We start from the raw sequence: 21,814 nt of genomic DNA, 5'->3' as shown, positions 1-21,814 counted from the left end.
AATTGAAATACTAAATTGGAGGTCCCGTAGATGCGTTTAACGAACTTTTTCGGCGATGTAGGTCGCGAAATGAAAAAAGTAAGTTGGCCTAAAAAAGATGAATTACTCCGCTCAACAGCGACAGTTATTGCTACAGTTGTCTTCTTTGCGATTTTCTTCGCAGTAGTTGATATGGGCATTTCTTCTTTAATTCGGTTAATTCTTGGTTAATTCTTGAATAAGAAGCACTTATCCATGATATAATGTTATTTATAAGAACTGTGTAAAAGCCCGGTGAACGGGTTTTTTCATTTGCGCAAAAAAATGTACGTCAGGGAGGGAAGGACGCTCGTCCTAAATGAATGGAAAAAAGTTGGTATGTTGTCCATACTTATTCTGGATATGAAAATAAAGTAAAAGCAAACCTAGAGAAACGTGTAGAATCAATGGGTATGCAAGATAAAATTTTCCGTGTTGTTGTCCCGGAAGAAGTAGAAGTAGAAATGAAAAACGGTAAAGAAAAATTAATGAAAAGAAAAGTGTTCCCAGGTTACGTATTAGTAGAACTAATCATGACTGATGACTCTTGGTATGTTGTACGTAACACGCCGGGTGTAACTGGGTTCGTTGGTTCTTCTGGTTCTGGTTCTAAACCATCACCTCTATTAGAAGAGGAAGTTGTTACCATTATGAAGCATATGGGAATGGACAACGAAGTGGTTGATTTCGACTTTGAACTTCATGAGACAGTACGTGTAAATGAGGGACCATTCGCAGATTATACAGGTGCTATTGAAGAAATTGATGTGGAGAAGAAGAAGGTTAGCGTGCTTGTGGACATGTTTGGTCGCGAGACTCCAGTTGAACTTGACTTCCATCAAATTGAAAAATTATAAAATGAAACTTGAAATGAATTGTAAAAAGTGATAATATCTTTTAAGTCAGTACGTCTTCGTTATCGGAGACGTTTTTTGAAAGATTTTATCACTACGATAAAATATGACGTGGGAGGGCAAATCACTGTCCAATTGACCACATCACGGACTTAAGGAGGTGTGTCTCGTGGCTAAAAAGGTAATTAAAATGGTAAAGCTTCAAATTCCTGCAGGTAAAGCTAACCCAGCTCCACCAGTTGGTCCAGCATTAGGACAAGCAGGTGTTAACATCATGGGCTTCTGTAAAGAGTTCAACGCTCGTACAGCAGATCAAGCTGGTCTTATCATCCCTGTTGAAATTACGGTATTTGAGGACCGTTCATTCACTTTCATTACTAAAACTCCTCCTGCTGCTGTTCTTCTTAAGAAAGTAGCTGGTATTGAGTCTGGTTCTGGTGAACCAAACCGTAATAAAGTGGCAACTGTTAAGCGTGATAAAGTACGCGAAATCGCTGAAACTAAAATGCCTGACCTAAACGCTGCTAGCGTAGAAGCTGCAATGCGTATGGTTGAAGGTACTGCACGCAGTATGGGCATCGTTATCGAAGACTAATTCGATTTGTTTTTAAAAAAAGGTTGCGGGTCTGGAATTCCAATTCGCAACCTTTATTATCGTAAATGATTATCGTTTTTAAATAAATGGATGGCGCGCATCCTCAGGTTATACCTGAAAATAAGCGTAAACGTGGGAGGTTATTCCGCTAAAACCACATTCGAGGAGGAAATAAAAATGGCTAAAAGAGGTAAAAAGTACGTAGAAGCTGCGAAGCTTGTTGATCGTGCAGCTGCTTACTCTGCAACAGAAGCAGTAGAATTAGTAAAGAAAACAAACACAGCTAAATTTGATGCAACTGTAGAAGCTGCATTCCGTTTAGGTGTTGACCCTAAGAAAGCTGACCAACAAATCCGTGGTGCAGTTGTTCTTCCACACGGTACTGGTAAAGTACAACGTGTATTAGTATTCGCTAAAGGCGAAAAAGCTAAAGAAGCTGAAGCTGCTGGAGCTGACTTCGTAGGCGATGCTGATTACATCGGTAAAATCCAACAAGGTTGGTTCGATTTCGATGTAGTAGTAGCAACTCCTGACATGATGGGTGAAGTTGGTAAACTTGGTCGCGTATTAGGACCAAAAGGTTTAATGCCAAACCCTAAAACTGGAACAGTTACTTTCGATGTAACTAAAGCTGTTAACGAAATCAAAGCTGGTAAAGTTGAATACCGCGTTGATAAAGCTGGTAACATCCACGTTCCAATCGGTAAAGTATCTTTCGAAGATGCTAAATTAGTAGAAAACTTCAGAACAATTGCTGACACTTTACAAAAAGTTAAGCCAGCTGCTGCAAAAGGTACTTACATGAAGAACGTAACAGTTGCTTCTACAATGGGACCTGGCGTACGTGTAGACGTTTCTACATTAGCGTAAATTTTGGAAGTTGACTTCATAAAGAAGTTTTTATATAATCATTTATGTTGTGAATTTAATTAGTGTACCGTAGACAGTAGGTGTCAATAGACTTAATTTCCTACCTAGGTGTTAATATACGAAACGGAATTTTTTTTCTGTGACTATATGCCTCCATGTCTACAAGTTGGGCATGGAGGTTTTTAGTGCACTTTCGGTACATCTTCTATATAATCTACAGGAGGTGTAATAACATGAGCAAAGTAATCGAAACTAAACAACAAGTTGTAACTGAAATCGCTGAAAAACTTCGCGAAAGTAAATCTACAATCGTTGTTGACTACCGTGGTTTAACAGTTTCTGAAGTAACAGAATTACGTAAAAACTTACGTGAAGCTGGCGTTGAGTTCAAAGTTTACAAAAACTCTTTAACTCGTCGTGCTGCAGAGTCTGCTGAAATGGCTGAGTTAAACGAATTCTTAACAGGACCAAACGCAATCGCGTTCAGTAACGAGGATGTAGTTGCTCCTGCGAAAGTATTAAACGACTTCGCTACAAAACATGAAGCTTTAGAAATTAAAGCTGGTGTAATCGAAGGTAAACTTGTAACACTTGATGAGGTTAAAGCTATCGCTACTCTTCCATCACGTGAAGGCTTACTTTCTATGCTTCTTAGCGTTCTTCAAGCTCCAATCCGTAACCTTGCACTTGCTACTAAAGCAGTTGCAGACCAAAAGGAAGAGCAAGGCGCTTAATTTTTTAAAAGATAATTACTTGTTATCTATAAAACAATACAAACCTATTTAAGGGAGGATATTTACAATGACTAAAGAACAAATCATTGAAGCAGTTAAATCTATGACTGTATTAGAACTTAACGACTTAGTAAAAGCTATCGAGGAAGAATTCGGCGTAACTGCTGCTGCTCCTGTAGCTGTAGCTGGTGGCGCTGGTGAAGCTGCTGCTGAGAAAACTGAATTTGACGTAGTACTTGCAAGTGCTGGCGCTCAAAAAATCAAAGTTATCAAAGCTGTACGTGAAATCACTGGTCTTGGCTTAAAAGAAGCTAAAGAATTAGTTGACAACACTCCAAAAGCAATCAAAGAAGGCGTTTCTAAAGAGGAAGCTGAAGAAATGAAAGCTAAACTTGAAGAAGTTGGCGCTGCTGTAGAAGTTAAGTAATTAACTTTTGATGCTTTAAAAAAAGCTCGCTCTCATGCGAGCTTTTTTTTTAACTGTAAAGAAAAGAGGTGGCCATATGGCAGACCATTATTTTTCTAACGACCCTTCTAGTAAAAGTGATCGTAAACGGTGGGAATTTACCCTTCGTGGATCTCGATTTACTTTTTTATCTGACCATGGGGTGTTTTCGAAAAACGAGGTGGACTTTGGTTCTCGTCTTTTAATTGAAGCGTTTCAAATGCCGGATATTAAAGGTGATATATTAGACGTAGGTTGCGGATACGGTCCTATTGGTTTGTCGTTAGCGAAAGAGTTTCAAGGCTGTAACGTTCACATGGTGGATGTGAATGAAAGAGCGCTTGGGCTTGCGAAAGAAAACGCCGCTAATAACAGAATCGAGAATATACGTATTTTTCAAAGTAGCGTCTATGAAAATGTAGATGGCAAGTACGCTGCTATTCTATCTAATCCTCCAATTCGTGCAGGGAAAGACATCGTGCACGAGATTTTAGAAAAAGCTGTGGAGTATTTAGTTCCAGGTGGAGAACTGTGGATTGTTATTCAAAAGAAGCAAGGTGCACCATCTGCACTGAAGAAACTAGAAGAAGTGTTTTCTGAAGTTGAAGTTGTAGAAAAGAAAAAAGGATATTATATCATAAAATCAAAAAAACGTTGACGGTTATTTTTGGCTATGTTAACATTATACAATGCCAATATATGATTTTCTGCGTTGAGAAAGATGTATATTTTTGTTTCTCTTGGAAAAGATAGTAAAATCAGCAGATTATGAAACAGAATGATGGTTTTCTTATAGAAGCCATTTTTCTTTTTTGAGCAGGTAGAAAGACTCAACGTATTTATCTTTAAGAGAAAAGACTACGCGAATAGCAGTAGTTGTATTTATTTGTGATTTTGCACAAATTTTTTTGTGCATTTATAATACTCATGATTTGAGGGGTGAAGCAGTTGACAGGTCAACTAGTTCAATACGGACGCCACCGCCAACGAAGAAGTTATGCCCGTATTAGTGAAGTATTAGAGTTACCAAATCTTATCGAAATTCAAACCTCTTCTTATCAGTGGTTTCTTGATGAGGGTTTGCGAGAAATGTTCCAAGACATTTCTCCGATTGAAGACTTTACGGGAAATCTATCGCTTGAATTTATCGACTACAGCTTAGGTGAACCTAAATACTCTGTAGACGAATGCAAAGAGCGTGATGTGACGTATGCAGCACCACTTCGTGTAAAAGTGCGTCTAATCAACAAGGAAACTGGTGAAGTAAAAGAACAAGATGTGTTCATGGGAGATTTCCCACTCATGACAGAGACTGGAACATTCGTAATTAACGGTGCAGAACGTGTTATCGTTTCCCAGTTAGTTCGCTCTCCAAGCGTATACTATAGTGGCAAAGTGGATAAAAACGGAAAACGTGGTTTTACTGCTACTGTAATTCCAAACCGCGGAGCTTGGTTAGAGTATGAGACAGATGCTAAGGATGTTGTATATGTGCGTATTGACCGTACGCGTAAACTTCCTGTAACTGTTTTGTTACGCGCATTAGGGTTTGGCTCTGATCAAGAAATCACCGAGCTTTTAGGTGATAACGAATACTTAAGCAACACATTAGAAAAAGACAACACAGATAGCACAGAAAAAGCATTGCTTGAAATTTACGAGCGTCTACGCCCTGGTGAACCACCAACAGTAGAAAATGCAAAGAGCTTACTTGTGTCTCGTTTCTTCGATCCAAAGCGCTACGATTTAGCAAATGTAGGTCGCTATAAGATCAACAAAAAGTTACACATTAAAAACAGATTGTTTAATCAACGTTTAGCTGAAACATTAGTGGATCCAGAAACTGGTGAAATTTTAGCGGCAGAAGGAACAATCTTAGATCGTCGTACACTTGATCGCATTTTACCTTACTTAGAGAAAAACATTGGATTCAAAACAGCGAAACCAATGGGTGGAGTGGTAGAAGGCGATGTTGAGCTGCAATCTATTAAGATTTATGCTCCTGAGTCAGAAGGCGAACGCGTAATTAATGTAATTGGTAATGCAAATATTACTCGTGATATCAAACACATCACACCAGGTGATATCCTTGCTTCTATCAGTTACTTCTTCAACCTACTATACAAAGTAGGGGATACAGATGATATCGACCACTTAGGAAACCGTCGTCTGCGTTCTGTTGGAGAATTATTACAAAATCAATTCCGTATCGGTCTTTCTCGTATGGAACGTGTTGTTCGTGAGAGAATGTCGATTCAAGATACAAATGCAATTACACCACAGGCACTAATTAATATTCGTCCTGTTATTGCATCTATTAAAGAGTTCTTCGGAAGTTCTCAGTTATCTCAGTTCATGGACCAAACAAACCCATTAGCAGAGTTAACTCACAAACGAAGACTATCTGCATTAGGACCCGGTGGTTTAACGCGTGAGCGCGCAGGCTTTGAAGTGCGTGACGTTCATTACTCTCACTATGGTCGTATGTGTCCGATTGAAACACCAGAGGGACCAAACATCGGTTTGATTAACTCGTTATCTTCGTTCGCGAAAGTAAATGAGTTTGGTTTCATTGAAACACCATACCGTCGTGTTGACCCAGAAACTGGTTTAGTAACAGGGCAGGTTGATTACTTAACGGCAGATGAAGAAGATAACTATGTTGTAGCCCAAGCGAATATGAAATTATCTGATGAAGGTGAATTCCTAAGTGAAGATATCGTAGCTCGTTTCCGTGGTGAAAACATTGTGACAAATAGAGAACGCATCGACTACATGGATGTATCTCCAAAACAAGTAGTGTCGGCAGCGACAGCTTGTATTCCGTTCTTAGAAAACGATGACTCTAACCGCGCACTTATGGGAGCGAACATGCAACGTCAGGCGGTTCCGTTAATGAATCCGGAATCTCCGATTGTAGGTACAGGTATGGAGTACGTATCAGCAAAAGACTCAGGTGCTGCAGTAATCTGTAAACACCCTGGTGTTGTTGAACGCGTAGAAGCACGTGAAGTTTGGGTACGTCGTTATGTAGAAGTTGACGGTCAAACAGTAAAAGGCGACTTAGATCGCTACAAAATGCAAAAATTCATTCGTTCTAACCAAGGAACTTGCTACAACCAACGTCCAATCGTAAGTGTCGGAAATGAAGTTGTAAAAGGTGAAATCCTTGCGGATGGTCCTTCTATGGAATTAGGTGAACTAGCACTTGGACGTAACGTGCTTGTTGGCTTCATGACTTGGGACGGTTATAACTACGAGGATGCGATCATTATGAGTGAGCGCCTTGTAAAAGATGATGTGTACACTTCTATTCATATTGAAGAATATGAGTCAGAAGCCCGTGATACGAAGCTTGGACCAGAAGAAATTACACGTGACATTCCAAACGTTGGGGAAGATGCATTGCGCAACCTTGACGAGCGCGGTATCATTCGCGTTGGTGCTGAAGTAAAAGATGGAGACTTACTTGTTGGTAAAGTAACACCTAAAGGTGTAACAGAATTAACAGCTGAAGAACGTCTATTACACGCTATCTTTGGGGAAAAAGCACGTGAAGTACGTGATACATCACTACGTGTACCACACGGTGGTGGCGGTATTATCTTAGACGTAAAAGTATTCAACCGTGAAGATGGCGATGAATTGCCACCAGGCGTGAATCAACTTGTACGTGCATATATCGTTCAAAAACGTAAAATTTCTGAAGGTGACAAGATGGCCGGACGTCACGGTAACAAAGGTGTTATCTCTCGTATTTTACCAGAAGAAGATATGCCTTACTTACCAGACGGTACGCCAATCGATATCATGTTAAACCCATTAGGGGTACCATCTCGTATGAATATCGGTCAGGTATTAGAGCTTCATCTTGGTATGGCAGCAAGATACCTTGGTATTCACATTGCAACACCAGTATTCGATGGTGCTCGTGAGGAAGATGTTTGGGGCACGATTGAAGAAGCTGGTATGGCAAATGACGCGAAAACAATCCTGTATGACGGACGTACTGGTGAACCATTCGATAACCGTGTATCTGTTGGTGTCATGTATATGATCAAACTTGCGCACATGGTTGACGATAAACTTCATGCTCGTTCTACTGGACCATACTCACTTGTAACGCAGCAACCTCTTGGAGGTAAAGCTCAGTTCGGTGGACAGCGTTTCGGTGAGATGGAGGTTTGGGCACTTGAAGCTTACGGTGCTGCTTATACTCTTCAAGAAATCTTAACTGTGAAGTCTGATGACGTTGTTGGACGTGTTAAGACGTATGAAGCAATTGTTAAAGGCGAAAATGTTCCAGAACCAGGAGTTCCAGAATCATTCAAAGTATTGATTAAAGAGCTTCAAAGTTTAGGTATGGACGTTAAAATGATGTCTAGCGACGATACAGAAATTGAAATGCGTGATACGGAAGATGATGATGATCATCAATCAGCAGATAAATTGAATGTTGAAGTTGAGACAACTAAGGAATAATTGGGATAACCTGTAGACTAAAAGGGAGGTAGGCCCCTTGATAGATGTAAATAACTTTGAATATATGAAGATTGGACTTGCTTCACCTGACAAGATTCGTTCTTGGTCATACGGTGAAGTTAAGAAACCAGAAACTATTAACTATCGTACGTTAAAGCCTGAAAAAGATGGCTTGTTCTGTGAGCGTATTTTCGGACCACAAAAGGACTGGGAATGTCATTGCGGAAAATACAAACGTGTACGTTATAAAGGTGTAGTTTGTGATCGATGTGGCGTTGAAGTAACGCGTGCAAAAGTTCGTCGTGAACGTATGGGTCATATCGAATTAGCTGCTCCTGTATCTCATATTTGGTATTTCAAAGGTATCCCGAGCCGCATGGGACTTGTCTTAGACATGTCCCCTCGCGCGCTTGAAGAAGTAATTTATTTCGCTTCTTATGTTGTAACAGAAAGTGGAGATACACCACTTGATAAGAAGCAATTACTTTCTGAAAAAGAATACCGTGCATATCGTGACCGATATGGTAGCACATTCCAAGCTGCTATGGGTGCAGAAGCGATTAAAAAACTACTACAAGATATCGATTTAGATAAAGAAGTAGACTTCTTAAAAGAAGAATTAAAAACAGCACAAGGACAACGCCGTACTCGTGCTATTAAACGTCTAGAAGTATTAGAAGCATTCCGTAACTCTGGAAATGAACCATCTTGGATGATCTTAGATGTTCTACCAGTTATCCCACCAGAACTTCGCCCAATGGTACAGTTAGATGGTGGACGTTTTGCTACTTCTGACTTAAACGACTTATACCGTCGTGTAATTAACCGTAACAACCGTTTAAAACGTCTATTGGACTTAGGTGCACCAAGCATCATCGTTCAAAACGAAAAACGTATGTTACAAGAAGCTGTAGACGCATTAATCGATAATGGTCGTCGTGGCCGTCCGGTAACTGGACCAGGTAACCGTCCATTAAAATCACTATCTCACATGCTTAAAGGTAAACAAGGACGTTTCCGTCAAAACTTATTAGGTAAACGTGTTGACTACTCTGGCCGTTCTGTAATCGTTGTAGGACCGAACTTAAAGATGTACCAATGTGGATTACCGAAAGAAATGGCGCTTGAACTGTTCAAGCCTTTCGTTATGAAAGAGTTAGTTGAAAAAGGATTAGCACACAACATTAAGAGTGCGAAACGTAAAATCGAGCGTGTACAACCTGAAGTTTGGGACGTTTTAGAGTCTGTGATCAAAGAGCATCCGGTACTTCTAAACCGCGCACCAACACTTCACCGTCTTGGTATCCAGGCGTTTGAACCTACATTAGTAGAAGGTCGCGCAATCCGTCTTCACCCACTTGTATGTACTGCATACAACGCGGACTTTGACGGTGACCAAATGGCCGTTCACGTACCTTTATCATCAGAAGCACAAGCTGAAGCTCGTCTTCTTATGTTAGCGGCACAAAACATCTTGAACCCGAAAGACGGTAAACCAGTTGTTACTCCATCTCAGGATATGGTATTAGGTAACTACTACTTAACACTTGAGCGTGAAGGCGCAATCGGTGAAGGTATGGTCTTCAAAGATGCAAACGAAGCAATACTTGCATATCAAAATGGATATGTACATCTGCACACACGTGTTGCAGTTGCTGCAAGCTCAGTAAATAATGTAACGTTTACTGAAGAGCAAAAGAGTAAGCTTCTATTAACAACAGTTGGTAAATTAATATTCAACGAAATCTTACCAGAGTCGTTCCCTTATATTAATGAGCCAACAAACTCAAACCTTGAAAAAGAAACACCAGCGAAATATTTCGTTGAAAAAGGTGCGAACATTAAAGAAATTATTGCTAGTCGCGAAGAAGTGGCACCATTTAGCAAGAAGATCCTTGGTAACATCATTGCGGAAGTGTTCAAACGTTTCCAAATTACAGAAACGTCTCGCATGCTTGACCGTATGAAAAACTTAGGATTTAAGTACTCTACAAAAGCTGGTATTACAGTTGGGGTATCTGACATTCTTGTATTAGGTGAAAAAGATGAAATTCTCCACGAAGCACAAGCAAAAGTAGATAATGTAATTAAACAATTCCGTCGCGGTTTAATCACGGAAGAAGAACGTTACGATCGCGTTATCTCTATTTGGAGTAATGCAAAAGATGTTATCCAAGGAAAACTGATGAAGTCCTTGAATAAACGCAACCCGATCTTCATGATGAGTGATTCCGGTGCCCGTGGTAACGCATCGAACTTTACTCAGCTTGCTGGTATGCGTGGTCTGATGGCCAATCCATCTGGTCGTATCATCGAACTTCCGATCAAATCAAGTTTCCGTGAAGGTTTAACAGTACTTGAGTACTTCATTTCTACGCATGGTGCGCGTAAAGGTCTTGCCGATACAGCACTTAAAACTGCCGATTCTGGTTACTTAACACGTCGTCTAGTTGACGTTGCACAAGATGTAATCGTTCGTGAAGATGATTGTGGAACAGATCGTGGTTTACTAATCGGTGCGATTAAAGAGGGTAATGAAGTTATTGAGTCGTTATATGATCGTCTTGTTGGACGTTTTGCAAGAAAAACTGTAAAACATCCTGAAACAGGTGAAGTATTAGTTGGTGAAAATCAATTAATTACTGAAGATATCGCTCATATCGTTGAAAATTCGGGTGTTGAAACTGTAAACATTCGTTCAGCGTTTACGTGTAACACTCGCCATGGTGTATGTAAGAAGTGTTACGGTCGTAACTTAGCAACTGGTACAGACGTAGAAGTAGGAGAAGCGGTAGGTATTATCGCAGCTCAATCTATCGGTGAGCCAGGTACACAGTTAACGATGCGTACGTTCCATACAGGTGGGGTTGCCGGAGATGATATCACTCAAGGTTTACCTCGTATCCAAGAGATCTTCGAAGCTCGTAATCCGAAAGGTCAGGCAGTTATCAGTGAAATCGACGGTGTTATCGCAGCGATCAACGATGTTAAAGATCGTCAAGAAGTAGTTGTACAGGGTGAAGTAGAAGCTCGTACGTATGCTATTCCTTACGGTGCTCGTCTGAAAGTAACTCTAGGACAGCCAATTAGCCACGGTAAAGAGTTAACAGAAGGTTCTATTGATCCGAAAGAATTACTAAAAGTAACGGACATTACAGCAGTACAAGAATACTTATTACGTGAAGTTCAAAAAGTATACCGTATGCAAGGGGTAGAAATTGGTGACAAACACGTAGAAGTAATGGTACGTCAGATGCTACGTAAAGTTCGTGTAAGTGATGCAGGTGAAACAGATGTATTACCAGGAACGTTACTAGATATCCATCAGTTTACTGATGCGAATGCGAAGGTGTTACTGAAAGGTAAACAACCAGCAACAGCTAGACCTGTTCTACTTGGTATTACAAAAGCTTCACTTGAAACAGATTCATTCTTATCTGCAGCATCGTTCCAAGAAACAACTCGTGTCTTAACTGATGCAGCAATTAAAGGTAAACGCGATGAACTTCTAGGATTGAAAGAAAATGTTATTATCGGTAAACTTGTTCCTGCTGGAACAGGTATGAATCGTTATCGCAAAGTGGATCTTGTAAAAACAACACAAGATGACATGAATGTAGAGAACGATGAAGTTTATGTGGAACAGTAAAATTTTCCGTCGTAAATTTTGTATAAAAACAGTTAATCCTAGTTGACATTGTATGAGTCAAAATGTTACTATAAGCAAGGTTGCTCCTGAACGATGCTTTGGAGGATATTTATATGTCTTATCAAAAAGTGTCAAATGCTGAAAATGTAGTCGTTGGTCATAAACGTACATTGGAAGCAATCAAAAACGGTATAGTTAAAGAAGTTGTTATTGCAGAAGATGCTGATATGCGGTTAACCCATATTATCACTCGTACTGCTCTGCAACATAACATACCCATAACAAAAGTTGAATCAGTTCGTAAACTTGGAAAAGTTTCGGGGATTCAAGTAGGAGCTTCAGCAATAGGAATAATAAGTTAAAACTGTTTTTGTGAGGAGAGAGCATTTGCTCTCCCTTGCAAAAACTTTGTTTTCAACTAATAATGAACCACCTGGATATGTGGTCATACAAACATGCGAAGGGAGGATAATCAAATGCCTACTATTAACCAATTAGTGAGAAATGGTCGTACTGATAAAGTATGGAAATCTAAATCACCTGCGTTAAACAAAGGGTTCAACTCTTTAAAGAAAAAATCAACTGATATCTCTGCACCTCAAAAACGTGGTGTATGTACTCGTGTTGGTACAATGACTCCAAAGAAACCTAACTCAGCGTTACGTAAATACGCTCGTGTACGTTTAACAAACGGTATCGAGGTTACAGCTTACATCCCAGGTATCGGTCATAACCTACAAGAGCATAGCGTAGTATTAATTCGCGGTGGTCGTGTAAAGGATTTACCGGGGGTACGTTACCACATCGTTCGTGGTGCGCTTGACACAGCTGGTGTTGACAAACGTATGCAAGGACGTTCTAAATATGGTACTAAGAGACCAAAACCTGCTAAAAAATAATAACTTTAAAATGAAAGGAGGAACTCAATATGCCTCGTAAAGGACCTGTTGCAAAACGTGACGTGTTACCAGATCCAATGTACAATTCGAAACTTGTAACACGCCTAATCAACAAAATGATGGTTGACGGTAAAAAAGGTAAATCTCAAACAATTCTTTATAACGCTTTCGATATCGTTCGTGAACGTTCAGATAAAGAACCAATGGAAGTATTCGAGCAAGCTCTTAAGAACATCATGCCTGTTCTTGAAGTACGTGCTCGTCGTGTTGGTGGTGCTAACTACCAAGTTCCAGTTGAGGTTCGTCCAGAACGCCGTACAACTTTAGGTCTTCGCTGGTTAGTAAACTATGCTCGTCTTCGTGGTGAAAAAACTATGGAAGAGCGTCTAGCTTACGAAATCTTAGATGCAGCTAACAACGCTGGTGCATCTGTTAAGAAACGTGAAGACACTCATAAAATGGCAGAAGCTAACAAAGCATTTGCTCATTACCGTTGGTAGGATTCAACGTAAAATAAATGTAAGCATAAACCGCTTTATTTGTCGCTTATGGAAGTGTGGAGAGGGAGAATGCCTCTCCCTTTCGTTGGGCGCTCGTTTTACATAATGAGGGTACTGGACATACTGACATGTGTAACAATATAAAGTGGCTTTTTTGCTACTTAAAATAAAAAATCCAATCCATATATGGAAGGAGCAAGACACCAAATGGCAAGAGAGTTCTCTTTAGAAAACACTCGTAATATTGGTATCATGGCTCACATCGATGCTGGTAAAACAACAGCAACTGAGCGTATTCTGTATTACACAGGACGTATTCATAAAATCGGTGAAACTCACGAAGGTGCATCTCAGATGGACTGGATGGAGCAAGAGCAAGAGCGTGGTATCACAATTACTTCTGCTGCAACTACAGCACAATGGAAAGGTCACCGTGTAAACATCATTGACACTCCAGGTCACGTAGATTTCACAGTAGAAGTAGAACGTTCTTTACGCGTACTTGATGGCGCAGTAGCAGTACTTGATGCACAATCTGGTGTAGAACCACAAACAGAAACTGTTTGGCGTCAGGCTACTACTTACGGCGTACCTCGTATCGTATTCGTTAACAAAATGGATAAAATCGGTGCAGATTTCTTATACTCTGTAGGAACAATCCACGATCGTTTACAAGCAAACGCACACCCAATTCAGTTACCAATCGGTGCTGAAGATGAGTTCAATGGTATCATTGACCTTGTTGAAGAATGTGCTTACATGTACGGTAACGATTTAGGAACAGACATTCAACGTGTTGAAATTCCTGAAGAGCACAAAGAACTAGCTGAAGAATACCGTGGAAAGCTTATTGAAGCGGTAGCTGAGCTTGATGAAGAAATGATGATGAAGTACCTAGAAGGCGAAGAAATCACTGTAGAAGAGCTTAAAGCTGGTATCCGTAAGGCTACAACTTCTGTAGAATTCTTCCCAGTAATCTGTGGTTCTGCATTCAAAAACAAAGGTGTTCAAATTCTGTTAGACGCAGTTATCGACTACCTACCATCTCCATTAGATGTACCTGCTATCAAAGGTACTCTTCCGGATACAGATGAAGAAGTAGAACGTAAGTCTAGCGATGAAGAACCATTCGCAGCTTTAGCATTCAAAATCATGACTGACCCTTATGTTGGTAAGTTAACGTTCTTCCGTGTGTACTCTGGTGTGTTAAACTCTGGATCATACGTGAAAAACTCAACTAAAGGTAAGCGTGAGCGTGTAGGTCGTATCCTACAAATGCACGCTAACAGCCGTGAAGAGATTTCAACAGTTTACGCTGGTGATATCGCTGCTGCTGTAGGTTTAAAAGATACTACTACTGGTGATACTCTTTGTGACGAGAAGAGCCTTGTTATCCTTGAGTCTATGGAATTCCCAGAGCCAGTTATCTCTGTAGCTATCGAACCAAAATCAAAAGCTGACCAAGATAAAATGGGTACAGCTTTATCTAAGCTTTCTGAAGAAGATCCAACATTCCGTGCTCACACTGACCAAGAAACTGGCCAAACAATCATCGCTGGTATGGGTGAACTTCACCTTGATATCATCGTTGACCGTATGCGCCGTGAATTCAAAGTTGAAGCAAACGTTGGTGCTCCTCAGGTAGCATACCGTGAGACTTTCCGCGCTGCTGCGAAAGTTGAAGGTAAGTTTGCTCGTCAATCTGGTGGACGTGGACAATTCGGTCACGTTTGGATTGAGTTTGCACCTAACGAAGAAGGTAAAGGTTTCGAATTCGAAAACAAAATCGTCGGTGGTGTAGTTCCTCGTGAATACATCCCAGCTGTTGGAGCGGGTCTTGAAGACTCACTTAAAAATGGTGTACTAGCTGGTTACCCACTAGTTGACATTAAAGCAGCATTAGTTGACGGTTCTTACCATGATGTCGATTCATCTGAGATGGCGTTCAAAATCGCTGCATCTATGGCACTTAAAGCTGCGGTTTCTAAATGTAACCCAGTAATTCTTGAGCCAATGATGAAAGTTGAAGTTGTAATTCCTGAAGAGTACATGGGAGACATCATGGGTGACGTAACGTCTCGTCGTGGACGTGTAGAAGGTATGGAAGCTCGCGGTAACGCACAAGTTGTTCGCGCTATGGTTCCACTTTCTGAAATGTTCGGTTATGCGACAGCATTACGTTCTAACACTCAAGGACGCGGAACATTCTCAATGACATTTGATCATTATGAAGAAGTACCAAAGTCTGTTTCAGAAGAAATTATTAAAAAAAATAAAGGTGAATAATTGATTTTTATCGATTGTTCAAGTATAACTACTTATGTAAGCTTAGAAAGTGGGGCGCAAGTTTCACTTTCTAGACTAAATATAAAATAACCTATATAAACTAAGGAGGAATTTAGAATGGCTAAAGCTAAATTCGAACGTTCTAAACCCCATGTTAACATCGGTACAATCGGCCACGTTGACCATGGTAAAACTACATTAACTGCTGCGATCACTACAGTTCTTGCAAAAGCTGGTGGTGCTGAAGCACGCGGATACGATCAAATCGATGCTGCTCCAGAAGAAAGAGAGCGCGGTATCACAATCTCAACTGCACACGTTGAGTACGAAACTGAAACTCGTCACTATGCACACGTTGACTGCCCAGGTCACGCTGACTATGTTAAAAACATGATCACTGGTGCTGCTCAAATGGACGGCGGTATCTTAGTAGTATCTGCTGCTGATGGCCCAATGCCTCAAACACGTGAGCACATCCTTCTTTCTCGTCAAGTAGGTGTTCCTTACATCGTTGTATTCTTAAACAAATGCGACATGGTAGACGACGAAGAATTATTAGAATTAGTAGAAATGGAAGTTCGCGACCTATTATCTGAATACGGATTCCCAGGCGACGACATTCCTGTAATCAAAGGTTCTGCTCTTAAAGCTCTTCAAGGAGAAGCTGATTGGGAAGCAAAAATCATTGAATTAATGGCTGAAGTTGATGCTTACATCCCAACTCCAGAACGTGAAACTGACAAACCATTCTTAATGCCTGTAGAGGATGTATTCTCTATCACAGGTCGTGGTACAGTTGCTACTGGTCGTGTTGAGCGCGGTATCGTTAAAGTTGGTGACGTAGTAGAAATCATCGGTCTTGCTGAAGAAAATGCTTCTACAACTGTAACTGGTGTAGAGATGTTCCGTAAACTTCTTGACCAAGCTCAAGCTGGGGACAACATCGGTGCTTTACTTCGTGGGGTTGCTCGTGAAGACATCCAACGTGGACAAGTACTTGCAAAAAGCGGTTCTGTAAAAGCTCACGCTAAATTCAAAGCTGAAGTTTTCGTATTATCTAAAGAAGAAGGTGGACGTCATACTCCATTCTTCGCTAACTACCGTCCTCAGTTCTACTTCCGTACAACTGACGTAACTGGTATCATCCAATTACCAGAAGGTACTGAAATGGTAATGCCTGGTGACAACATCGAAATGACTATCGAACTTATCGCTCCAATCGCTATCGAAGAGGGAACTAAATTCTCTATTCGTGAAGGTGGACGTACAGTAGGTTACGGTGTAGTTGCTACAATCGTTGCTGAGTAATCTTTAAATAGATTATTAAAAACTCAAGGGATTCTCCCTTGAGTTTTTTTATTGCTTATTAATATAGAAGAAAGAGGCGTGTTTTCTATTTTTGAATGAGTTTCTTCTATAGTATATAAAACGAAAAACAGCATCCAAAAACTGTAAGTTGAATAAGAACAGATGAAAACTTGAAATTCTTTAAAGTGCCATGTATAATAGCAAAAGTAGAGAAAAGCAGATGCAAACAAAAAGATGCTTGCATCTAGACGAATAACATTGTATAATAGACAATGTTGGTCTTTGACTGCGATGAAGTGGAAGGTTGCTGACACACCCGGCCGCTTTGCCATGGCATGGTGTGGGGAAATTTCCATGGAGAAGGTCTATTTTAGAAATAGGCGAACGAAGGAGGGAAAATAATGGCAAAAGAAAAAATTCGTATCCGTTTAAAAGCTTACGATCACCGTATTCTTGATCAGTCAGCTGAGAAAATTGTAGAAACAGCTAAGCGTTCTGGGGCAACAGTTTCTGGTCCGATCCCATTACCAACTGAGAAGACTGTTTACACAATTCTTCGTGCTGTTCATAAGTACAAAGATTCTCGTGAGCAATTCGAAATGCGCACGCACAAACGTCTAATCGACATCGTGAGTCCTACTCCACAAACAGTAGATTCATTAATGCGTTTAGACTTACCATCTGGTGTAGATATCGAAATCAAACTATAATTTATATAACTTAAAAATGTAGGAGGTGTAACTCATGACCAAAGGAATCTTAGGAAGAAAGATCGGTATGACTCAAGTATTTGCTGAGAACGGTGAGTTAATCCCAGTAACAGTTATCGCTGCTAATCCAAACGTTGTTCTTCAAAAGAAAACAACTGAAACTGATGGCTACAATGCAATCCAGTTAGGATTTGAAGATAAACGTGAAAAGTTAACTAACAAACCTGAACAAGGCCACACTGCCAAAGCATCTACAACTCCTAAGCGCTTCATTCGCGAAATCCGCGATGCAGACGTGGACGGATTAGAGGTTGGTCAAGAGGTAAAAGTTGACGTATTCGCTACAGGTGAAATCGTTGATGTAACAGGAATTTCTAAAGGTAAAGGTTTCCAAGGTGTTATCAAACGCCACGGACAATCTCGCGGACCTATGTCTCATGGTTCTCGCTATCACCGTCGTCCAGGTTCAATGGGCCCAGTTGCTCCGAACCGTGTATTCAAAGGCAAAAAACTTGCTGGACGTATGGGTGGAGACCAAGTTACTATCCAAAACTTAGAAATCGTTCAAGTTGACACTGAGCGCAACTTATTACTAGTAAAAGGTAACGTTCCAGGTGCTAAGAAATCTCTTGTAGTTGTTCAAGGCGCTGTGAAAGTTAGCAAATAATTCACAATAGGAAGGAGGAATTCCAATGCCAAAAGTTACTGTATATAACCAAACTGGTTCACAGGTTGGTGAAATCGAATTAGCTGAAGCTATTTTCGGTATCGAACCAAATGAAGCTGTACTTTTCGAAGCTGTAATGATGCAACGTGCATCTTTACGTCAAGGTACACACAAAGTAAAAACTCGCTCTGAAGTTCGCGGTGGTGGTCGTAAACCATGGCGTCAAAAAGGAACTGGACGTGCTCGTCAAGGGTCTATCCGCTCTCCTCAATGGCGTGGTGGTGGTACGGTATTCGGACCTACACCAAGAAGCTATGCGTACAAACTTCCTAAGAAAGTTCGTCGTTTAGCAATCAAATCTGCATTAGCTACTAAAGTAGTTGAGAACAACATTGTAGTTCTTGAAGACCTAGTGTTAAATGCACCAAAAACAAAAGACATGCTAGCAGTACTTAAAGGATTAACTGTTGAGAAGAAAGCTCTTATCGTAACTGCTGATGCAAACGAATCTGTAGAGTTATCTGCTCGCAATATCCCTGGAGTAACAGTAATCACTGCTGATGGCGTAAACGTTTTAGACGTGCTTCATCATGATAAGCTAATCATGACAAAAGCGGCAGTGGAAAAAGTAGAGGAGGTGCTTGCATAATGAGAGATCCTCGTGATATCATTAAGCGCCCAGTTATCACTGAACGTTCTATGGAAATGATGGCTGAAAAAAAATACACGTTCGATGTGGACGTTAAATCTAATAAAACAGAAGTTAAAGATGCTCTTGAAGCGATCTTTGGTGTTAAAGTAGAAAAAGTGAACATCATGAACTACAAGCCGAAAGCAAAACGCGTTGGTCGTCACGCTGGTTTTACTAGCCGTCGTCGTAAAGCAATCGTTAAGCTAACTGCTGACAGCAAAGAAATCGAAATCTTCCAAGGCGTTTAATTCTTACTAAAGAAGGAGGGAAATTGAGATGGGAATTAAAAAGTATAATCCAACTACTAACGGTCGTCGTAATATGACTACGAATGATTTCGCTGAAATCACGACTGACAGACCCGAAAAGTCATTACTTGCTCCTTTAAGCAAGAAGGCTGGTCGTAATAACCAAGGTAAAATTACTGTACGTCATCAAGGTGGCGGACATAAGCGTCAATACCGTATCATCGACTTTAAGCGTAACAAAGATGGAATTCCAGGACGCGTTGCTACGATCGAATACGATCCAAACCGCTCTGCGAATATCGCATTAATTAACTACGTTGACGGTGAAAAACGTTACATTCTTGCTCCTAAAACTTTAGAAGTAGGTATGGAAGTTATGTCTGGCCCAGAGGCTGACATCAAAGTCGGTAACGCATTACCATTAATCAACATTCCAGTAGGTACTGTTGTTCATAACATCGAGCTTAAGCCTGGTCGTGGCGGACAATTAGTTCGTTCTGCTGGTACATCTGCTCAAGTACTTGGTAAAGAAGGTAAATACGTACTTGTACGTTTAACTTCTGGTGAAGTACGTCTTGTATTATCTGCTTGTCGCGCTTCAATCGGTCAAGTAGGTAACGAACAACACGAACTTATCAAAATCGGTAAAGCAGGTCGCTCTCGCTGGTTAGGTAAACGCCCAACAGTTCGTGGTTCTGTAATGAACCCGGTTGATCACCCACACGGTGGTGGTGAAGGACGTTCTCCAATCGGACGTAAGTCTCCAATGTCTCCATGGGGTAAACCAACTCTTGGATTCAAGACTCGTAAGAAAAACAAAGCGTCTGACAAATTTATCGTTCGTCGTCGTAAAAAATAATGGGATTGTAGTACGGTTCATTTCTAGAACCGTACGCCAATCACGAAGGGAGGCACCAAAATGGCTCGTAGCTTAAAAAAAGGACCATTTGTCGATGATCACTTAATGAGCAAAATGGAAAAATTAGTTGCATCTGAGCAAAAACAAGTTGTTAAAACTTGGTCTCGCCGTTCAACAATCTTCCCTCAGTTCATCGGACACACAATCGCTGTATATGATGGTCGTAAACACGTACCTGTGTACATCACTGAGGATATGGTTGGCCATAAGTTAGGTGAATTCGCACCAACTCGTACGTATAAAGGTCACCTTGCTGACGATAAGAAAACTAGAAGATAATGAGAGGAGGCACTTCAATGCAAGCTAAAGCAGTAGCGAGAACAGTTCGTATTGCTCCTCGTAAAGTTCGTTTAGTAGTAGACTTAATCCGAGGTAAGCAAGTGGGTGAAGCGATTGCTATCCTTAACCACACACCAAAAACTGCTTCTCCAGTTGTAGAAAAAGTTTTAAAATCTGCAATCGCAAATGCAGAGCACAATTATGAGATGGATATTAACAACCTAGTTGTTGAAAAAGTTTTCGTTGACGAAGGTCCAACGTTAAAACGTTTCCGTCCACGTGCAATGGGTCGTGCAAGCCAAATTAACAAGCGCACAAGCCACATCACAGTTGTGGTATCAGAAAAGAAGGAGGGATAATCGATGGGTCAAAAGGTTAATCCAATTGGTCTTCGTGTCGGCGTTATTCGTGATTGGGAATCTCGTTGGTTCGCTGAGAAAGATTACGCTACATTATTACATGAAGACATCAAAATCCGTGAGTACATTAATGTACGCTTAAAAGATTCTGCTGTTGCTAAAGTAGAAATCGAACGTGCAGCAAATCGTGTAAATGTTACAATTCACACTGCAAAACCTGGTATGGTAATTGGTAAAGGTGGTACTGAAGTTGAAGCACTTCGTAAAGCTCTTAACCAATTAACAGGCAAGCGTGTACACATCAACATTTTAGAAGTTAAGAGAGCTGATCTTAACGCTAAATTAGTAGGCGAAAACATCGCTCGTCAATTAGAAAACCGTGTATCATTCCGTCGTGCACAAAAGCAAGTTATTCAACGTGCTATGCGTGCAGGTGCTAAAGGTATTAAAACACAGGTTTCTGGTCGTCTTGGCGGAGCTGATATCGCTCGTGCAGAATCTTACAGTGAAGGAACTGTTCCACTTCATACACTTCGCGCTGATATTGACTATGCAGCAGTTGAAGCTGATACAACATACGGTAAATTAGGCGTAAAAGTATGGATCTACCGTGGAGAAGTCCTTCCTACAAAAAAGAAAGCTTCTGAGGAAGGAGGAAAATAATATGTTAATGCCAAAACGCGTAAAATATCGTAGAGAGCATCGTGGTAAAATGCGTGGTCGTGCAAAAGGTGGAACTGAAATTGCTTTCGGTGAATTCGGTTTACAAGCACAAGCTGCTTCATGGATTACAAACCGTCAAATCGAAGCTGCTCGTCGTGCAATGACTCGTTACATGAAACGTGGCGGTAAAGTATGGATTAAAATTTTCCCTTCTAAACCTTACACTGCAAAACCTCTAGAAGTACGTATGGGTTCCGGTAAAGGGGCACCAGAAGGCTGGGTAGCAGTAGTAAAACCTGGGAAAATTATGTTCGAAATCGCGGGTGTATCTGAAGAGGTAGCACGCGAAGCATTACGTCTTGCAGCTCACAAGTTACCTGTGAAATGTAAATTCGTAAAACGTGAAGAAAATGGTGGTGAATCTAATGAAAACTAATGATATTCGTGAATTAACCACTGCCGAAATCGAAACAAAAGTTAAAGCTTTAAAGGAAGAGTTGTTTAATCTTCGCTTCCAACTTGCTACAGGACAATTAGAGAATCCAACTCGCATTCGTGAAGTGCGTAAAGCAATTGCTCGTATGAAAACTGTAGTTCGTGAAAGAGAGATCGGAATTAATCGATAAATTGAGGGGAGG

General features: G+C 40.6%; 24 protein-coding genes and 1 other annotated feature. All 24 genes read left to right on the top strand.

Features of this window, described 5'->3' with window-relative positions; translation table 11 throughout:
* Nucleotides 1–30: 30 nt before the first annotated feature.
* Nucleotides 31–210, top strand: a complete 180-nt coding sequence (secE, locus tag BAQ48_RS13895; protein WP_001241321.1) for a preprotein translocase subunit SecE — start codon at nucleotides 31–33, stop codon at nucleotides 208–210.
* 131 nt (nucleotides 211–341) lie between these two features.
* Nucleotides 342–875 (top strand): transcription termination/antitermination protein NusG, encoded by a 534-nt coding sequence (gene nusG, locus BAQ48_RS13890; RefSeq protein WP_000415794.1) that lies wholly within the window; start codon nucleotides 342–344, stop codon nucleotides 873–875.
* A 166-nt stretch (nucleotides 876–1,041) separates the two neighbouring features.
* On the top strand, nucleotides 1,042–1,467 hold the full coding sequence (rplK, locus tag BAQ48_RS13885) for a 50S ribosomal protein L11 (RefSeq protein ID WP_001085872.1): 426 nt from the start codon (nucleotides 1,042–1,044) through the stop codon (nucleotides 1,465–1,467).
* A 177-nt stretch (nucleotides 1,468–1,644) separates the two neighbouring features.
* The gene (gene rplA, locus BAQ48_RS13880) at nucleotides 1,645–2,337 is read left to right on the top strand and encodes a 50S ribosomal protein L1 (RefSeq protein WP_002020168.1); all 693 of its coding nucleotides are present in this window, start codon (nucleotides 1,645–1,647) and stop codon (nucleotides 2,335–2,337) included.
* Nucleotides 2,338–2,386: 49 nt separating this feature from the next.
* Nucleotides 2,387–2,531, top strand: a sequence feature (ribosomal protein L10 leader region).
* Nucleotides 2,532–2,570: 39 nt separating this feature from the next.
* Complete coding sequence (gene rplJ / locus BAQ48_RS13875; protein WP_000048723.1) at nucleotides 2,571–3,071, top strand: 50S ribosomal protein L10; 501 nt, start codon at nucleotides 2,571–2,573, stop codon at nucleotides 3,069–3,071.
* Between the two features lie 67 nt (nucleotides 3,072–3,138).
* Complete coding sequence (rplL, locus tag BAQ48_RS13870; protein ID WP_000159737.1) at nucleotides 3,139–3,498, top strand: 50S ribosomal protein L7/L12; 360 nt, start codon at nucleotides 3,139–3,141, stop codon at nucleotides 3,496–3,498.
* Nucleotides 3,499–3,574: 76 nt separating this feature from the next.
* Nucleotides 3,575–4,174 (top strand): class I SAM-dependent methyltransferase, encoded by a 600-nt coding sequence (locus BAQ48_RS13865; protein ID WP_000763285.1) that lies wholly within the window; start codon nucleotides 3,575–3,577, stop codon nucleotides 4,172–4,174.
* 290 nt (nucleotides 4,175–4,464) lie between these two features.
* On the top strand, nucleotides 4,465–7,998 hold the full coding sequence (gene rpoB / locus BAQ48_RS13860; RefSeq protein ID WP_071711514.1) for a DNA-directed RNA polymerase subunit beta: 3,534 nt from the start codon (nucleotides 4,465–4,467) through the stop codon (nucleotides 7,996–7,998).
* A 37-nt stretch (nucleotides 7,999–8,035) separates the two neighbouring features.
* Nucleotides 8,036–11,647 (top strand): DNA-directed RNA polymerase subunit beta', encoded by a 3,612-nt coding sequence (gene rpoC, locus BAQ48_RS13855; RefSeq protein ID WP_000567935.1) that lies wholly within the window; start codon nucleotides 8,036–8,038, stop codon nucleotides 11,645–11,647.
* Nucleotides 11,648–11,760: 113 nt separating this feature from the next.
* Complete coding sequence (locus BAQ48_RS13850; protein ID WP_000121827.1) at nucleotides 11,761–12,009, top strand: 50S ribosomal protein L7ae-like protein; 249 nt, start codon at nucleotides 11,761–11,763, stop codon at nucleotides 12,007–12,009.
* Between the two features lie 114 nt (nucleotides 12,010–12,123).
* A complete protein-coding gene (rpsL, locus tag BAQ48_RS13845; protein ID WP_001142341.1) occupies nucleotides 12,124–12,546 on the top strand; it encodes a 30S ribosomal protein S12 in 423 nt (140 codons plus the stop codon).
* Nucleotides 12,547–12,575: 29 nt separating this feature from the next.
* On the top strand, nucleotides 12,576–13,046 hold the full coding sequence (rpsG, locus tag BAQ48_RS13840) for a 30S ribosomal protein S7 (protein ID WP_001137492.1): 471 nt from the start codon (nucleotides 12,576–12,578) through the stop codon (nucleotides 13,044–13,046).
* A gap of 207 nt (nucleotides 13,047–13,253) precedes the next feature.
* Nucleotides 13,254–15,332 carry an elongation factor G gene (gene fusA, locus BAQ48_RS13835; protein WP_071711513.1) on the top strand — a complete coding sequence of 693 codons (2,079 nt, stop codon included), beginning with the start codon at nucleotides 13,254–13,256 and terminating at the stop codon, nucleotides 15,330–15,332.
* A 117-nt stretch (nucleotides 15,333–15,449) separates the two neighbouring features.
* The gene (gene tuf / locus BAQ48_RS13830) at nucleotides 15,450–16,640 is read left to right on the top strand and encodes an elongation factor Tu (RefSeq protein WP_001029613.1); all 1,191 of its coding nucleotides are present in this window, start codon (nucleotides 15,450–15,452) and stop codon (nucleotides 16,638–16,640) included.
* Between the two features lie 401 nt (nucleotides 16,641–17,041).
* On the top strand, nucleotides 17,042–17,350 hold the full coding sequence (gene rpsJ, locus BAQ48_RS13825) for a 30S ribosomal protein S10 (protein ID WP_001040596.1): 309 nt from the start codon (nucleotides 17,042–17,044) through the stop codon (nucleotides 17,348–17,350).
* 34 nt (nucleotides 17,351–17,384) lie between these two features.
* The gene (gene rplC, locus BAQ48_RS13820) at nucleotides 17,385–18,017 is read left to right on the top strand and encodes a 50S ribosomal protein L3 (protein ID WP_000160207.1); all 633 of its coding nucleotides are present in this window, start codon (nucleotides 17,385–17,387) and stop codon (nucleotides 18,015–18,017) included.
* A 25-nt stretch (nucleotides 18,018–18,042) separates the two neighbouring features.
* The gene (gene rplD, locus BAQ48_RS13815) at nucleotides 18,043–18,666 is read left to right on the top strand and encodes a 50S ribosomal protein L4 (RefSeq protein WP_001127258.1); all 624 of its coding nucleotides are present in this window, start codon (nucleotides 18,043–18,045) and stop codon (nucleotides 18,664–18,666) included.
* Entirely contained in the window at nucleotides 18,666–18,956 is a 291-nt protein-coding gene (gene rplW / locus BAQ48_RS13810; protein ID WP_001205558.1) for a 50S ribosomal protein L23, read from the top strand. Before rplD ends, rplW begins: the two co-directional genes overlap by 1 nt.
* 28 nt (nucleotides 18,957–18,984) lie before the next feature.
* A complete protein-coding gene (rplB, locus tag BAQ48_RS13805; RefSeq protein WP_000511585.1) occupies nucleotides 18,985–19,815 on the top strand; it encodes a 50S ribosomal protein L2 in 831 nt (276 codons plus the stop codon).
* Nucleotides 19,816–19,875: 60 nt separating this feature from the next.
* Entirely contained in the window at nucleotides 19,876–20,154 is a 279-nt protein-coding gene (gene rpsS, locus BAQ48_RS13800; RefSeq protein WP_000124454.1) for a 30S ribosomal protein S19, read from the top strand.
* 17 nt (nucleotides 20,155–20,171) lie between these two features.
* Nucleotides 20,172–20,513 (top strand): 50S ribosomal protein L22, encoded by a 342-nt coding sequence (gene rplV / locus BAQ48_RS13795; RefSeq protein WP_001148024.1) that lies wholly within the window; start codon nucleotides 20,172–20,174, stop codon nucleotides 20,511–20,513.
* 3 nt (nucleotides 20,514–20,516) lie between these two features.
* The gene (rpsC, locus tag BAQ48_RS13790; protein ID WP_000529956.1) at nucleotides 20,517–21,176 is read left to right on the top strand and encodes a 30S ribosomal protein S3; all 660 of its coding nucleotides are present in this window, start codon (nucleotides 20,517–20,519) and stop codon (nucleotides 21,174–21,176) included.
* A 1-nt stretch (nucleotide 21,177) separates the two neighbouring features.
* The gene (gene rplP / locus BAQ48_RS13785; RefSeq protein WP_000928969.1) at nucleotides 21,178–21,612 is read left to right on the top strand and encodes a 50S ribosomal protein L16; all 435 of its coding nucleotides are present in this window, start codon (nucleotides 21,178–21,180) and stop codon (nucleotides 21,610–21,612) included.
* Nucleotides 21,602–21,802 (top strand): 50S ribosomal protein L29, encoded by a 201-nt coding sequence (gene rpmC, locus BAQ48_RS13780; RefSeq protein ID WP_000855718.1) that lies wholly within the window; start codon nucleotides 21,602–21,604, stop codon nucleotides 21,800–21,802. Before rplP ends, rpmC begins: the two co-directional genes overlap by 11 nt.
* Nucleotides 21,803–21,814: the final 12 nt, after the last annotated feature.

Source organism: Bacillus luti (assembly GCF_001884105.1).
Lineage (GTDB): Bacteria > Bacillota > Bacilli > Bacillales > Bacillaceae_G > Bacillus_A > Bacillus_A luti.
This window is presented reverse-complemented; position numbering and strand designations above follow the sequence as displayed.

Coding starts and splice junctions, on each gene's coding strand:
- secE (WP_001241321.1), top strand. CDS start 31: ATGCGTTTAACGAACTTTTTCGGCGATGTAGGTCGCGAAATGAAAAAA.
- nusG (WP_000415794.1), top strand. CDS start 342: ATGGAAAAAAGTTGGTATGTTGTCCATACTTATTCTGGATATGAAAAT.
- rplA (WP_002020168.1), top strand. CDS start 1,645: ATGGCTAAAAGAGGTAAAAAGTACGTAGAAGCTGCGAAGCTTGTTGAT.
- rplJ (WP_000048723.1), top strand. CDS start 2,571: ATGAGCAAAGTAATCGAAACTAAACAACAAGTTGTAACTGAAATCGCT.
- rplL (WP_000159737.1), top strand. CDS start 3,139: ATGACTAAAGAACAAATCATTGAAGCAGTTAAATCTATGACTGTATTA.
- BAQ48_RS13865 (WP_000763285.1), top strand. CDS start 3,575: ATGGCAGACCATTATTTTTCTAACGACCCTTCTAGTAAAAGTGATCGT.
- BAQ48_RS13850 (WP_000121827.1), top strand. CDS start 11,761: ATGTCTTATCAAAAAGTGTCAAATGCTGAAAATGTAGTCGTTGGTCAT.
- rpsL (WP_001142341.1), top strand. CDS start 12,124: ATGCCTACTATTAACCAATTAGTGAGAAATGGTCGTACTGATAAAGTA.
- rpsG (WP_001137492.1), top strand. CDS start 12,576: ATGCCTCGTAAAGGACCTGTTGCAAAACGTGACGTGTTACCAGATCCA.
- fusA (WP_071711513.1), top strand. CDS start 13,254: ATGGCAAGAGAGTTCTCTTTAGAAAACACTCGTAATATTGGTATCATG.
- tuf (WP_001029613.1), top strand. CDS start 15,450: ATGGCTAAAGCTAAATTCGAACGTTCTAAACCCCATGTTAACATCGGT.
- rpsJ (WP_001040596.1), top strand. CDS start 17,042: ATGGCAAAAGAAAAAATTCGTATCCGTTTAAAAGCTTACGATCACCGT.
- rplC (WP_000160207.1), top strand. CDS start 17,385: ATGACCAAAGGAATCTTAGGAAGAAAGATCGGTATGACTCAAGTATTT.
- rplD (WP_001127258.1), top strand. CDS start 18,043: ATGCCAAAAGTTACTGTATATAACCAAACTGGTTCACAGGTTGGTGAA.
- rplW (WP_001205558.1), top strand. CDS start 18,666: ATGAGAGATCCTCGTGATATCATTAAGCGCCCAGTTATCACTGAACGT.
- rplB (WP_000511585.1), top strand. CDS start 18,985: ATGGGAATTAAAAAGTATAATCCAACTACTAACGGTCGTCGTAATATG.
- rpsS (WP_000124454.1), top strand. CDS start 19,876: ATGGCTCGTAGCTTAAAAAAAGGACCATTTGTCGATGATCACTTAATG.
- rplV (WP_001148024.1), top strand. CDS start 20,172: ATGCAAGCTAAAGCAGTAGCGAGAACAGTTCGTATTGCTCCTCGTAAA.
- rpsC (WP_000529956.1), top strand. CDS start 20,517: ATGGGTCAAAAGGTTAATCCAATTGGTCTTCGTGTCGGCGTTATTCGT.
- rplP (WP_000928969.1), top strand. CDS start 21,178: ATGTTAATGCCAAAACGCGTAAAATATCGTAGAGAGCATCGTGGTAAA.
- rpmC (WP_000855718.1), top strand. CDS start 21,602: ATGAAAACTAATGATATTCGTGAATTAACCACTGCCGAAATCGAAACA.